The organism is Streptomyces asiaticus, from assembly GCF_018138715.1.
Lineage (GTDB): Bacteria > Actinomycetota > Actinomycetes > Streptomycetales > Streptomycetaceae > Streptomyces > Streptomyces asiaticus.
This window is the reverse complement of record NZ_JAGSHX010000006.1, coordinates 9,405,671-9,419,015: the sequence shown is the minus strand read 5'-3', so window position 1 is coordinate 9,419,015 and position 13,345 is coordinate 9,405,671. Positions and strand designations below refer to the sequence as shown.

Genomic DNA, 13,345 nt, shown 5'->3' with positions numbered 1-13,345 from the left:
GCACCCCGGCCCCTCCCCTGCTCTTCGGTTCACTCCCTCAGCCAGTCCTAACGCGCCGGACCGGACGCCGCATCATCCGATCGGTTGATACGGCGATCATCCGGACCGCCTCCTGACCGGGGCCGCTCCGCCGATCCCCGCCGCCACCACGGCGCCGAGGCTGGTACCGACCACGACGACGCGGGAACACATGGACCGCCAGGCCACCGCGTCCCCACCACCAGCACGAGAGAGTCCCCATGCCCGCCAAGAACCTCAGCGCCAACCGCTCCGCCCTCGGCCACCGGGTCTCCTACGCACTGCGCCATCCGCAGCGCGTACCGCGCCATCTGGTCCGCGCCACCCGGGACGCCTGGCTGCGCTACCGCTACCCGGACCACGTCGCGTACTACCGCGCGGTGATGCGGTCGGACACCCGTACCAGCCCGGAGGCGGCGGTCGGCAGCCGCAGCCATGAGCGGTGGCTGGCGCTGGGCGCGATGCAGTTCGACTACCTCCTCGGCCACGGGCTGCGCCCGGAGCACCGGATGCTGGAGATCGGCTGTGGCAATCTGCGGGCGGGCTGGCGGTTCATCAGCCATCTGGAGCCGGGCCACTACTACGGCATCGACATCTCGCCCGACATCCTGGCGGCCGCGCAGGACACGCTGGTGCGCCAGAACCTCCAGGGCCGTCTGCCCACTCTCACCCCGGTGCGGGATCTGACGCTGCGGTTCCTGCCCGACGCCCACTTCGACGTGGTGCACGCGCACAGCGTGTTCTCGCACTCGCCCCTGCCGGTCATCGAGGAGTGCCTGGCCCATGTCGGCCGCGTCATGGCGCCGGGCGGCTGGTTCGACTTCACCTTCGACCGCACCGAGGGTGTGGAACACCAGGTGCTGCGGGAAGACTTCTACTACCGCACCGAGACGCTCATCGCACTGGCCGAGAAACACGGCCTGGCCGCGCGGTTCATGGCGGACTGGGAGGAGCTGCCGCACGGCCAGTCGAAGATCCGCGTCACCCACCGCGAGGGCGGACGGACGTCCTGACCCGACGGGCGGTCAAGCCCGGTGGTCCGCCTCGGAACACCGAGGCGGATCCGGTGCTCCCCCGGCACAGGCCGACTATTCGAAGACGCAATTCCTGAGGCATATGTTGCCTTCGAAGCCTGTGACACACTTCATATCGCCCTACACAGGACAAAATCGTTGCTAGTGAGTGCCGTAGACTTTTAGTACGTACTGTTGCGTGGTGGATAGACGAATACATGGAGCACCAAGAGGTCACTCATGCAGCCCTTCGTACTGAAGCACGCAATCCCCGCCGAGCGGTCGTCGGTCAGTGTTCCCTACGCCTATAACGCCGCCCTGCAGTTGAATGTCCTCTCCGACGGCCGTCCGGCCATCGCCGACCGAGCGGTGCTGCTGGCGACCGGCACGACCACGTCCACAGCCGGCTCCAAGACGCACTTCGACGACTGACCTGCACACACGTCGATGACGGTACTCATCCTGACCTGTCGCCAGGATGTCACTGCCGACTTGGTGGTGGCGGAGCTGCGCGAACAAGGCGTCCCTCTGGTGCGTTTCGATCCGGCCGACCTTCCGGATCAGGCCGCCCTGTCGGTCGAATTCGACCGTGGAGACTTCACGGGATTTCTGTCGACCGAGGGACGCCTCGTCAGCATCCACGGTGTGCGGTCCATCTGGGTGCGCAGGCCGGGTCGGCCGGCGGCGCACGCGGCGAATCCCTCGGAGTGGCTGACGGCCGAGTGCGGACAGGCCCTGTACGGGATGCTCTACTCCACCACGGCACGCTGGATGAACCATCCCGCGGCCGCCGAACCGGCCCGCCACAAACCCTTCCAGTTGCGGGTCGCCCAGCACAGCGGTTTCGCCGTGCCCTCGACTCTTGTCACCACCTATCCGCGCGCGGCGCGCGATTTCGCCGTCCAGTATTCGGACATCGTGGTGAAATCCGCCTCCGGTCCGCCGTCCGTCGATCCGCCGGTCGCGCTGCCTACCACCCGTATCGGACCGGACACGGATTTCTCCGATGTCGCGGCCGGGGCGACCCTTCTTCAGCGCTACATTCCCAAAGCGGCGGACATCCGGCTGATCTGCGTCGGCAGCCAGTTATTCGCCGCGCGCAAGACCGCCGCCTCCGGCCAGGTGGATGGGCGCTATGGCTGTCATGGACACCGCTGGGAACCGGTGGGCGTGCCCACCAGAATCGTGCGCTCCGTGCATGAGTACATGACGCTCACCGGTCTTGCCTACGGGGCCTTCGACTTCGCCGAGGACGCCGAGGGCGTGTGGTGGTTCCTGGAGTGCAACCAGGGCGGTCAATTCGGCTTTGTCGAGCTCGAGACCGGTCAGCCCATCGCGGCGGCGGTCGCGTCCTGGCTGGCGGCGCCCGGCGCTGCCCCGCGCTGAGGGCCGGGACCCCGCCGGACGCCGGGCTCGCGCCGACCACACACGGTGACGGCAGGTGACACCGAGGCAGCGCCCGCGGGCGCCGGGGGCGCCCCGGTGGGCCGGGCGCTGCGCCGGGCCGGTCCGTCGGTCGTATGGTGAAGTGAGAGTCCGCGCCGCCCATGGGTTCCGGCCCGCGCGGGAGGTTCCGATGACCGTCGCCGAGAGCATCCGCCACCCGACGGACGCGTCCCGCTATGTGCCGATCGCCGAGCACGGTCTGATCGGCGATCTGCGCACCGCCGCGCTCGTGGACACGCGCGGCACCATCGACTGGTACTGTCCGGTCCGGTTCGACGCCCCCAGTGTGTTCGCGTCGATCCTCGACGCCGACCGCGGCGGCTCCTTCCGGCTCACCCCCGAGGTGCCCGCGCGGACGAAGCAGTTCTACTTCCCGGACACCAACATCCTCATCACCCGCTTCTTCGCGGACGACGGGGTCGCCGAGGTCCAGGACTTCATGCCGATCGTGGACGACTCGCGCGAGGCGGACCGGCACCGGCTGATCCGCCGGGTGCTGTGCGTCCGCGGCTCGCTGCCCTTCACCGCACGGCTGGCACCCCGGTTCGACTACGGCCGGCAGTCGCACACGGTGCGCACCGACAAGAGGCTCACGATCTTCGAGTCCCCGGAGCTGTCGCTCGCGCTGACCTCCGGCGTCACCGTGGAGGTCGACGGGCCCGACGCGGTGTCCACGTTCAAGCTGGTCGAGGGCGAGGCCGCGGTGTTCGCGCTGGACCGGATCGGCGGTACGGTGCAGCCGCGGCACTGCCCGCAGGCGGAGGCGGAGGAGCTGTTCGACGCCACCGTGCGCTACTGGCGCCGCTGGCTCGCGCAGTCCCGTTACCGCGGGCGGTGGCGGGAGATGGTGCACCGCTCGGCGCTCACCCTCAAGCTGCTCACCTACGCGCCGACCGGCGCCATCGTGGCGGCCCCGACGACCAGCCTCCCCGAGCAGATCGGCGGCGAGCGCAACTGGGACTACCGATACGTCTGGGTCCGCGATGCCGCGTTCTGCATCTACGCACTCCTGAGGCTGGGCTTCACCCAGGAGGCCGAGGCGTTCGTGCGCTTCCTGTCCGAGGGCATCAGCCTGGGGGACGGCCCCGGCGGCCCGTTGCAGATCATGTACGGCATCGACGGCCGCAGCGAGATCCCCGAGCAGACGCTCCCCCATCTGGAGGGGCATCTGGGCTCGTCCCCGGTCCGGGTCGGCAACGCGGCGGTCCACCAGCTCCAGCTGGACATCTACGGGGCGCTGGTGGACTCCCTCTACCTCTACGACAAGTGGGGGCAGCCGCTCTCCAGCGACCACTGGGACGCCGTGTGCACACTGGTCGGCTGGGTGTGCGACAACTGGGACCGGCCCGATATGAGCGTCTGGGAGACCCGCGCCGGTCCACAGCGCTTCCTGTACTCGCAGCTGATGTGCTGGGTCGCGATCGAGCGGGCGATGCGCATCGCCCGCCACCGCGGACTGCCCGCGGACATGGCCCGCTGGTCGACGGCGCGCGATGACATCTACCGCCGGATCATGCGCTGCGGCTGGTCGCCGCAGCGGCGCGCCTTCGTGCAGCGCGAGGGCGAGGAGGTGCTCGACGCCTCGCTGCTGATGATGCCGCTGTCGAAGTTCATCTCCCCCACCGACCCCAAGTGGCTGTCCACCCTGGACGCGCTGGGCGAGGAGCTGGTGGCCGATTCGCTGGTGTACCGCTACGACCCCACGGTGAGCCCGGACGGGCTGCGCGGTGAGGAAGGCACCTTCTCGATCTGCTCGTTCTGGTACGTCGAGGCGCTGTCCCGGGCCGGCCGGGTGGACGAGGCGCGGCTGGCCTTCGAGAAGATGCTCACCTACGCCAACCATGTCGGGCTGTACGCCGAGGAGATCGGCCGCACCGGTGAGCAGATCGGCAACTTCCCGCAGGCGTTCACCCATCTCGCGCTCATCAGCGCCGCGTTCAACCTCGACCGGGCCCTGGGCTGACGGGGCGGGCACGCCCCCGGCGGGGTCACCGGCCACCGACCGGGTCCTCGGTCAGGACCCGGGCCATGGTGCGCTCGGCCAGGGCGGTGATGGTGACGAACGGATTGACGCCGATGGAGCCCGGGATGAGCGAGCCGTCGGTCACATAGAGCCCGTCGTAGCCGGTCACCCGGCCGTAGGCGTCGGTGGCCCGGCCCAGGACGCAGCCGCCCAGCGGGTGGTAGCAGAAGTCGTCGGCGAAGGCCCGGGTGTCGCCGAAGAGGTCGTAGCGGTAGATCGTGACATTGGCGGAGTTGACGCGGTCGAAGAGCGCCTTGGCCGCGGCCACGGAGGGCGCGCTCTGCGCGCGGGTCCAGTTGAGTACGGCGGTGTCCTTCGCCGCGTCGTAGGTGAAGGTGGCGCGCTCGGGGTTCCGGGTGATGGCGAGGTAGAGGCTGACCCAGGTCTCCAGACCGGCCGGCAGCGGGGCGATCTCGGCGAAGACCGGATTGGTGGCGTTGGACCAGTCGTCGATCGCCATCACCGGGATGGTGGACTGATGGGCGCCGGTCGGGTTCCACACGTGATTGGCGCGGCCGAGCATGACATTGCCGTTGCCGCCCCAGCCCCGGCCGACCTCCGCGCTCAGCTCGGGGAGGGCGCCGGTCTCCCGGGCGCGCAGCAGGAGTTCGGTGGTGCCGAGGCTGCCCGCCCCGAGGAAGAGCGAGCGGCAGGTGATCTCGTCGGTGGCCACGACGGTGCCGGTGGTGTCGACGCGGTCCACGGTGAGGACATAGGTGCCGTCCGGTGCCCGCCGCAGGGCGCGGACGCGGCTCAGCGTCTGGAGGGTGACCTGGCCGGTGCCGAGCGCGGCGGCGATATAGGTCTTGTCGAGGCTGCGCTTGCCGAAGTTGTTGCCGTAGATGACCTCCTGGGCGAGCGCGGACTTGGTCGCCGTTCCGTCGGCCTCGCGCCGCATGTAGTCGAAGTCGTAGACGTTGGGCACGAAGACGGTCTTCAGGCCCGCCTTGGCGGCCTGGGCGCGGGCGACCCGGGCGTAGGTGTACCACTCCGTGGACTCGAACCACGCGGAGGGCACGGTGGTGGCGCCGAGCATGCGGTTGGCCAGTGGGAAGTAGGTGTCGTACATGGGGTCCGCGGCCACCTGCGGCAGCATCTGCTGGAAGTACGAGCGCGGCGGGGTGACCGCGATACCACCGTTGACCAGCGAGCCGCCGCCGACCCCGCGGCCCACGTAGACGGACATGCCGGGGTAGCTGACGCGGTCCAGGACGCCGGGGTAGGGGGTGATGTCCTTGTTGATGACGTCCAGCCAGAGGAAGGTGGACAGGGGTGCCTCGGTCCTTCTCTTGAACCACATGGAGCGCTGGTCGGGGGCGGTCATCGAACAGTAGACCCGGCCGTCGGGGCCCGGGGCGTCCCATAACCGCCCCATCTCCAGGACGAGCGTTCTTACGCCCGCCTCGCCGAGCCGGAGCGCGGCCACGGCCCCGCCGTAGCCGGAGCCGATGACGACGGCGGGGAAGTGGTCGGCGCTTTCGGCGGCGGCCGCCGGGGTGAGGCCGATACGGGTGAGTCCGAGGGCCGCCGCGCTCTGCAGGGCGGCCAGACCAAGAATATGACGACGCGTCAGGTTTGCTGTCATGGCGGCATGATGGGCGGAATCGCCGGAACTCGCCATGGCGTGGCGCAAGGTCTTTTCCGGCCCCGACGGCAGGCGAAGTTCTCGTTATTTATCGTTTAATCGCGCAGCCGCGCCCCTCCCAGGGAAGGACACCACCCGTGAAGATCTCTCGTATCGAGACATTCCTGGCCCCGCCGCGCTGGATGTTCGTCCGGGTGGAGACCGACGAGGGGGTGGTCGGCTGGGGCGAGCCGGTGGTCGAGGGGCGGGCCGAGCCGGTCCGCGCCGCGGTCGAGGTGCTCACGGAGTATCTGATCGGCCAGGACCCGATGCGGATCGAGGACCACTGGCAGGTGATGACCAAGGGTGGCTTCTACCGTGGCGGACCGGTCCTCTCCAGCGCCGTCGCCGGGCTCGACCAGGCGCTGTGGGACATCAAGGGCAAGCACTACGGCGTACCGGTGTACCAGCTGCTCGGCGGTCCGGTGCGGGAGCGGATCCGCGCCTACGCGTGGATCGGCGGCGATGAGCCCGAGGAGATCCGCGACGCGCTCACCGCGCAGATCGAGGCGGGGTTCACCGCCGTCAAGATGAACGGCTGCGGCCGGATGACCCCGGTCGCCACCCGGGCGGAGATACGGGCCGCGGTGCGCCGCGCCGAGACCGCCCGTGAGGTCCTCGGCGACGACCGCGACTTCGGCCTCGATTTCCACGGCCGGGTCTCCCCCGCCAACGCCCGCCGGCTGCTGCCGCTGCTCGCCGAGGCGGCGCCGCTGTTCGTCGAGGAGCCGGTGCTCTCCGAGCACATGGACATCGTCCCGGACCTGGTGAACGCCTCCCCCATCCCCATCGCGCTCGGTGAGCGCCTGTACTCGCGGCGCGAGTTCATCGCCCCGCTGCGGGCCGGGGTGGCCATCCTCCAGCCCGATATCTCACATGCGGGCGGCATCTCCGAGCTGCGGCGCATCGCCGCCCTCGCCGAGCCCCACGGCGCCCAGCTCGCCCCGCACTGCCCGCTCGGGCCGGTGGCGCTCGCCGCCAGTCTCCAGATCGCCTTCACCACCCCGAACTTCCTCATCCAGGAGCAGAGCATCGGCATCCACTACAACCAGGGCGCCGAACTCCTGGATTACGTGGCCGATCCGGAGCCCTTCCGGTTCACCGCCGGACAGCTCTCGCGCACCGACCGCCCGGGGCTCGGGATCGAGGTGGACGAGGCCGCGGTGCGCGCCGCCGACCGCCGGGGGCACGCCTGGCGGAATCCGGTGTGGCGCCATGCGGACGGCTCGCTCGCCGAGTGGTGAGCGGTCGCGCTCGACCAGCCCCTCCGTTCCGGGGCCGGGTACAGCACCACCCGGCGCGGTCGCAGGGCCACTCTGTGTATCCCCGGCGACCATGGATGAGAGGACCGGATGCCATGTCGCCCGTCATCCGCGAGAACTCGATCACACCCCGGGCGTGCCGCGTGGCAGGCGGCAGTAGGGTTCGCCGACAAGCGTGTGTGTTGGTACCGGGCAGGTAGAAGGGATCGGGCATGTTCCGCAAGGTGCTGGTCGCCAATCGTGGTGAGATCGCCATTCGCGCCTTCCGCGCCGGCTATGAGCTGGGCGCGAGAACCGTCGCCGTGTTCCCGCACGAGGACCGCAACTCACTGCACCGGCTGAAGGCCGATGAGGCGTACGAGATCGGCGAGCCGGGCCATCCGGTGCGGGCCTACCTCTCCGTCGAGGAGATCGTCAACGCGGCGCGCCAGGCGGGCGCGGACGCGGTGTACCCCGGATACGGCTTCCTGTCCGAGAACCCCGATCTCGCGCGCGCGTGCGAGGAGGCGGGGATCACGTTCGTGGGGCCCAGCGCGCAGATCCTGGAGCTCACCGGGAACAAGGCGCGCGCGGTGGCCGCGGCCCGTGCGGCCGGAGTGCCGGTGCTGGGCTCCTCCGAGCCGTCGACCGATGTGGACGAGCTGGTCCGGGCCGCGGACGAGCTCGGTTTCCCGGTGTTCGTCAAGGCCGTCGCCGGTGGTGGCGGGCGCGGGATGCGCCGGGTCGAGAGCCGGGAGACGCTCCGCGAGTCCATCGAGGCGGCGGCGCGGGAGGCCGAGTCCGCCTTCGGCGATGCCACGGTCTTCCTGGAGAAGGCGGTGGTGGAGCCCCGCCATATCGAAGTGCAGATCCTCGCCGACGGGCAGGGCGATGTCATCCATCTGTTCGAGCGCGACTGTTCGGTGCAGCGGCGCCACCAGAAGGTGATCGAGCTGGCCCCCGCGCCCAACCTCGATCCGGAGCTGCGGGCCCGGATCTGCGAGGACGCGGTGAAGTTCGCCCGGGAGATCGGCTATCGCAACGCCGGTACGGTGGAGTTCCTGCTCGACCGCGACGGCCGCCATGTGTTCATCGAGATGAATCCGCGGATCCAGGTCGAACACACGGTGACCGAGGAGATCACCGATGTGGACCTCGTCCAGTCGCAGCTGCGGATCGCCGCCGGTCAGACGCTGTCCGACCTCGGCCTCGCCCAGGACACCGTCTATGTGCGAGGTGCGGCGCTCCAGTGCCGGATCACCACCGAGGACCCGGCCAACGGCTTCCGCCCGGACACCGGGATGATCAGCGCGTACCGCTCCCCGGGCGGCTCGGGCATCCGGCTGGACGGTGGCACCACCCACTCCGGCGCGGAGATCAGCGCCCACTTCGACTCGATGCTGGTCAAGCTGACCTGCCGGGGTCGGGACTTCGCCACCGCGGTCGGCCGCGCCCGGCGCGCGGTGGCCGAGTTCCGCATCCGCGGGGTGTCCACCAACATCCCCTTCCTCCAGGCGGTGCTGGACGATCCGGACTTCCGGGCCGGGCAGGTCACCACGTCGTTCATCGAGCAGCGGCCGCATCTGCTGACGGCGCGTCACTCCGCCGACCGCGGCACCAAGCTGCTCACCTATCTCGCCGACATCACGGTGAACAAGCCGCACGGTGAGCGGCCCCATCTGATCGACGCGACCACCAAGCTGCCCCCGGTGCCGGACACCGAGCCGCCCGCCGGCTCCAAGCAGCGGCTCACCGAGCTGGGCCCGGAGGGCTTCGCCCGCTGGCTGCGCGAGTCGCCCACCATCGGTGTCACCGACACCACCTTCCGGGACGCGCACCAGTCGCTGCTGGCCACCCGGGTCCGCAGCAAGGACCTGCTGGCCGTGGCCCCGGTGGTGGCGCGGACCGTGCCGGAGCTGCTGTCGCTGGAGTGCTGGGGCGGGGCCACCTACGACGTGGCGCTGCGCTTCCTCGCCGAGGACCCCTGGGAGCGGCTGGCCAAGCTGCGCGAGGCGGTGCCCAACATCTGTCTCCAGATGCTGCTGCGCGGCCGCAACACCGTGGGCTACACGCCGTACCCGACCGAGGTGACCACCTCCTTCGTGCGGGAGGCCACGGCCACCGGGATCGACATCTTCCGGATCTTCGACGCGCTGAACGACATCGGACAGATGCGGCCCGCGATCGACGCGGTACGGGAGACCGGCTCGGCCATCGCCGAGGTGGCGCTCTGCTACACCTCCGACCTGTCCGATCCCTCGGAGCGGCTCTACACCCTCGACTACTATCTGCGGCTCGCCGAGCAGATCGTGGACGCGGGCGCGCATGTGCTGGCCATCAAGGACATGGCGGGGCTGCTGCGCGCCCCGGCCGCGGCGAAGCTGGTCTCCGCGCTGCGCCGGGAGTTCGACCTGCCGGTGCACATCCACACCCATGACACCGCGGGCGGTCAGCTCGCCACCTATCTCGCGGCGGTGCAGGCCGGTGCGGACGCGGTGGACGGCGCGGTGGCCTCCATGGCGGGCACCACCTCCCAGCCGTCGCTGTCGGCGATCGTGGCAGCCACCGACCACTCCGACCGGCCGACCGGGCTCGACCTCGAGGCGATCGGCGGCCTGGAGCCGTACTGGGAGGCCGTGCGCAAGATCTACGCACCGTTCGAGGCGGGTCTCGCCTCGCCGACCGGACGGGTGTACCACCATGAGATCCCCGGTGGTCAGCTGTCCAATCTGCGCACCCAGGCCATCGCGCTCGGGCTCGGCGACCGCTTCGAGGACATCGAGGCGATGTACACCGCCGCGGACCGGATCCTGGGCCATCTGGTGAAGGTCACCCCGTCGTCGAAGGTGGTCGGCGATCTCGCGCTGCACCTGGTGGGGGCGGGGGTGTCGCCGGAGGACTTCGAGGCGGAGCCGGGCCGGTACGACATCCCGGACTCGGTCATCGGGTTCCTCCGCGGCGAGCTGGGCAATCCGCCCGGCGGCTGGCCCGAGCCGTTCCGCGGGAAGGCGCTGGAGGGCCGTGCCGCCGCCAAGCCGGTGGCCGCGGAGCTGTCCGCGGAGGACCGGGAGCAGCTGCAGAAGGATCCGCGGGCCACGCTGAACCGGCTGCTGTTCCCCGGCCCGACCAAGGAGTTCGAGGCGCACCGGCAGGCCCATGGCGACACCAGCGTGCTGGACAGCAAGGACTTCTTCTACGGACTGCGCCCACGGCACGAGTACACGGTGGACCTCGAGCCCGGTGTCCGGCTGCTGATCGAGCTGGAGGCCATCGGCGACGCCGACGAGCGCGGTATGCGCACGGTGATGGCCTCGCTGAACGGCCAGTTGCGCCCGGTCCAGGTGCGGGACACCTCGGTGGCCTCCGATGTGCCGGCCACCGAGAAGGCCGACCGGAGCAACCCCGGCCATGTGGCGGCGCCCTTCGCGGGTGTGGTGACCCTGGCGGTGGCCGAGGGCGACCAGGTGGAGGCCGGTACCAGCATCGGCACGATCGAGGCGATGAAGATGGAGGCCACCATCGCGGCCCCGAAGAGCGGGACCGTGTCGCGCATCGCCATCAACGCGATTCAGCAGGTGGAGGGCGGCGATCTGCTGGTCGCCCTCAGCTGAGCCGAAACCACCTGCCACGCGCCGCCGCCACCGGTCCCCCGGCCCTCGGGTCAGGGGTGGCCGGTGGCGGCGGTTTCGTACGCCCGCAGGTTCGTACGCCCGCAGGTTCGTACGCCCGCGGAAAAGGTGTCCACCGCGGACCGGGCGGCGGATGGCCGTATGGACCGGTAGCCGCACGACCCGGTGCACACCGCGGGCGATGTGGGGTCACGCGCTCGACGCGATCTCGGACCTCGGGGGTCCGTCCGGGAGCTCTTCCACCGGCTGATCCTCGGGCCGCCGCGGCGCCGATCGGCCGGGCAGCCTGATGGCCAGTAGCGCACCGGCCGCGGCCACGGCCGCGAGGACCGTCAGCGCCGGTCCCATCGCCGGGAGGAAGACATCGGCCGCCCAGTGCGGCCCGTCGCCGGGCGGCCGGCTGGTGACGTCGCCCCGCCCGGCCACGCTCATCAGCGTGGTCGCGGCGGCGACCCCCAGCGCGGACCCGATGTTCATGGCGGTCTGCTGGAGCCCGCCCGCCACCCCGGCGGTGTCCACGGACGCGTCCCGCACGACGACGGTGGTCGCGGTGACCATCACGGTGGCGAAACCCGCGCCCAGCAGGAGGAAGCACCCGCCGATCGCCTCGGCGCCCGAGCCCCGGCCGAGACGGGACATCAGCAGCACACCGGCCACCACCAGGACCATCCCCGCCACCGCCGTACGGCGGGGGCCCTGACGAGACGTCAGCATCGCCGCCACCGGCGCGCCCAGCACCATCATCACCGCGAGCGGCAGCGCCCGCGCCCCGCCGGCCAGCGGATCCAGCGCGAGCACGCCCTGGAGGTAGTACGTGCCGAGGAACAGCGCCCCGAACAGTGCGGCCGACGCGGCCACCAGCACACCGAGCGCCGGGCCCGCGGCGCCCGACCGCAGCACGCCCGGCGGCACCAGCGGATCCCGCGTCCGGCGCTCATGCCGTACGAAGACGCCTCCGGCCACCACGGCGCACCCGGCCGCGAGCGTGGTCGCCACCGTCCAGCCGGTTTCGGCGATGCCGACGAGCATGTGCACCAGCCCGGCCAGCGCCACCGCGAGCAGAGCGGCACCGGGCAGATCGAGCCGCGGCCCGGCGTTCTCGCGGGACACGGCCCGGCCCCGGACGGCGAGGGCCGCCAGACCCATGGCGAGGGCGGGCACGACATTGACGAAGAACACCGCCTGCCACCCCAGCTGGGTGGTCAGCGCCCCGCCGGCCAGCGGACCGGCCACGGCCGCCAGCCCGATGGCGCCGGTCCGCACCGCGACGGGCCTGCCGAGCCGGTCGGGCGGGTACGCGGCCCGCAGCATCCCGAGGGTGGCGGGTTGCAGCAGCGCCCCGAAAACCCCCTGGACGACCCGCAGTCCGATCACCCAGCCGATGCCGCCCGCGAGCCCGTTGCCCGCCGAGGCGGCGCCGAAGCCCAGCATCCCGATGGCGAAGACGCGCCGATGGCCGTAGCGGTCGCCGAGGCGGCCCGCGAACACCAGCAGACTCGCCACGGCGATCAGATATCCGGTACTGGTCCACTGGACCTGGGCGAACGCGGCATGGAGGTCCCGTTGCAGCCGGGGCTGGGCGACGGTCAGCACGGTGCCGTCCAGGGCGACGATCACGGCTCCGGTGACGCTCGCGACGAGGGTGAGGCGCCGTGCGCGCAGGGAGCTCATCGGACCTCCGGGCCGAGGTGGGCGTCGAGCGCGGCCCGCAGCAGCGGCTCGGGGTCGTCTCCTCCCACCGCGAGCTGAAGGCTGCCCCAGCCCCACAGTTGGGCGATGCCGTGCAGATTCGCCCACAGCGCGCCCGCGACGATCCGTGGCTCCGCGCCGGAGTCCGGCCGCGCCCCGGCCACCAGGTCGACGAGGGTGGCGAAGAGCGGCAGGCTCGTCTCCCGCAGACCCAAGTGGCCGCTCTCCAGCAGATCATGACGGAACATCAGCTCGAACATGCCGCGGTTGGTCAGCGCGAAGTCGAGCCAGCTCCGTGCCAGCGCCGTCAACTGCTCACGTGGCTCGCCCTCATGGGCGGTGACGGCCTCACCGGCCTGGGCGGCCAGGCTCTCGAAGCCGCGGCGCGCGATGGCGGACAGCAGGGACAGATGCGTCGGGAAGTACCGCCGCGGCGCCCCGTGCGACACCCCCGCCCGACGGGCGATCTCCCGCAGCGAGAGGGCCCCGGCCCCCTCCTCGTCCACCAGCTCCACCCCGGCGTCCACCAACCGGGACCGGAGACCTGTGTCCTGCCCACCCTCAGTCATAGACACTGTCTACCAGATACCCGTAGACACTGTCTACGAGTTCACAAGAACGAACAAACGCTCACGATGAGGGACGGAGATGCCGCCATATGC

General features: G+C 70.9%; 9 protein-coding genes. 6 read left to right on the top strand and 3 right to left on the bottom strand.

Annotated elements, in window-relative coordinates; translation table 11 throughout:
• Positions 1 to 239 precede the first annotated feature (239 nt).
• From KHP12_RS47205 to KHP12_RS47190, 4 genes are all read left to right on the top strand, one after another.
• Positions 240 to 1,031 (top strand): class I SAM-dependent methyltransferase, encoded by a 792-nt coding sequence (locus tag KHP12_RS47205; RefSeq protein WP_086882227.1) that lies wholly within the window; start codon positions 240 to 242, stop codon positions 1,029 to 1,031.
• A gap of 240 nt (positions 1,032 to 1,271) precedes the next feature.
• Positions 1,272 to 1,463, top strand: coding sequence for a putative ATP-grasp-modified RiPP (gene tgmA, locus KHP12_RS47200; RefSeq protein WP_037962403.1), 192 nt, complete (start codon positions 1,272 to 1,274; stop codon positions 1,461 to 1,463).
• Between the two features lie 15 nt (positions 1,464 to 1,478).
• Entirely contained in the window at positions 1,479 to 2,417 is a 939-nt protein-coding gene (gene tgmB / locus KHP12_RS47195; RefSeq protein WP_086882228.1) for an ATP-grasp ribosomal peptide maturase, read from the top strand.
• Between the two features lie 190 nt (positions 2,418 to 2,607).
• On the top strand, positions 2,608 to 4,440 hold the full coding sequence (locus KHP12_RS47190) for a glycoside hydrolase family 15 protein (RefSeq protein WP_086882229.1): 1,833 nt from the start codon (positions 2,608 to 2,610) through the stop codon (positions 4,438 to 4,440).
• Between the two features lie 25 nt (positions 4,441 to 4,465).
• Here the strand turns inward: KHP12_RS47190 and KHP12_RS47185 are convergent, their stop codons facing one another.
• Positions 4,466 to 6,085 (bottom strand): GMC oxidoreductase, encoded by a 1,620-nt coding sequence (locus tag KHP12_RS47185; protein ID WP_086882257.1) that lies wholly within the window; start codon positions 6,083 to 6,085, stop codon positions 4,466 to 4,468.
• Between the two features lie 137 nt (positions 6,086 to 6,222).
• Between KHP12_RS47185 and dgoD the strand changes: the two genes are divergently transcribed.
• Together dgoD and KHP12_RS47175 are read left to right on the top strand one after the other, a co-directional pair.
• Positions 6,223 to 7,368 (top strand): galactonate dehydratase, encoded by a 1,146-nt coding sequence (dgoD, locus tag KHP12_RS47180; RefSeq protein WP_164423442.1) that lies wholly within the window; start codon positions 6,223 to 6,225, stop codon positions 7,366 to 7,368.
• Between the two features lie 230 nt (positions 7,369 to 7,598).
• Positions 7,599 to 10,976, top strand: a complete 3,378-nt coding sequence (locus KHP12_RS47175; protein ID WP_086882231.1) for a pyruvate carboxylase — start codon at positions 7,599 to 7,601, stop codon at positions 10,974 to 10,976.
• Between the two features lie 207 nt (positions 10,977 to 11,183).
• Here KHP12_RS47175 and KHP12_RS47170 read toward each other — a convergent pair whose 3' ends face one another.
• Together KHP12_RS47170 and KHP12_RS47165 are read right to left on the bottom strand one after the other, a co-directional pair.
• On the bottom strand, positions 11,184 to 12,665 hold the full coding sequence (locus tag KHP12_RS47170) for an MFS transporter (RefSeq protein WP_211834660.1): 1,482 nt from the start codon (positions 12,663 to 12,665) through the stop codon (positions 11,184 to 11,186).
• The gene (locus KHP12_RS47165) at positions 12,662 to 13,252 is read right to left on the bottom strand and encodes a TetR/AcrR family transcriptional regulator (protein ID WP_086882233.1); all 591 of its coding nucleotides are present in this window, start codon (positions 13,250 to 13,252) and stop codon (positions 12,662 to 12,664) included. The genes KHP12_RS47170 and KHP12_RS47165 overlap by 4 nt, the downstream gene beginning before the upstream one ends.
• Positions 13,253 to 13,345 lie beyond the last annotated feature (93 nt).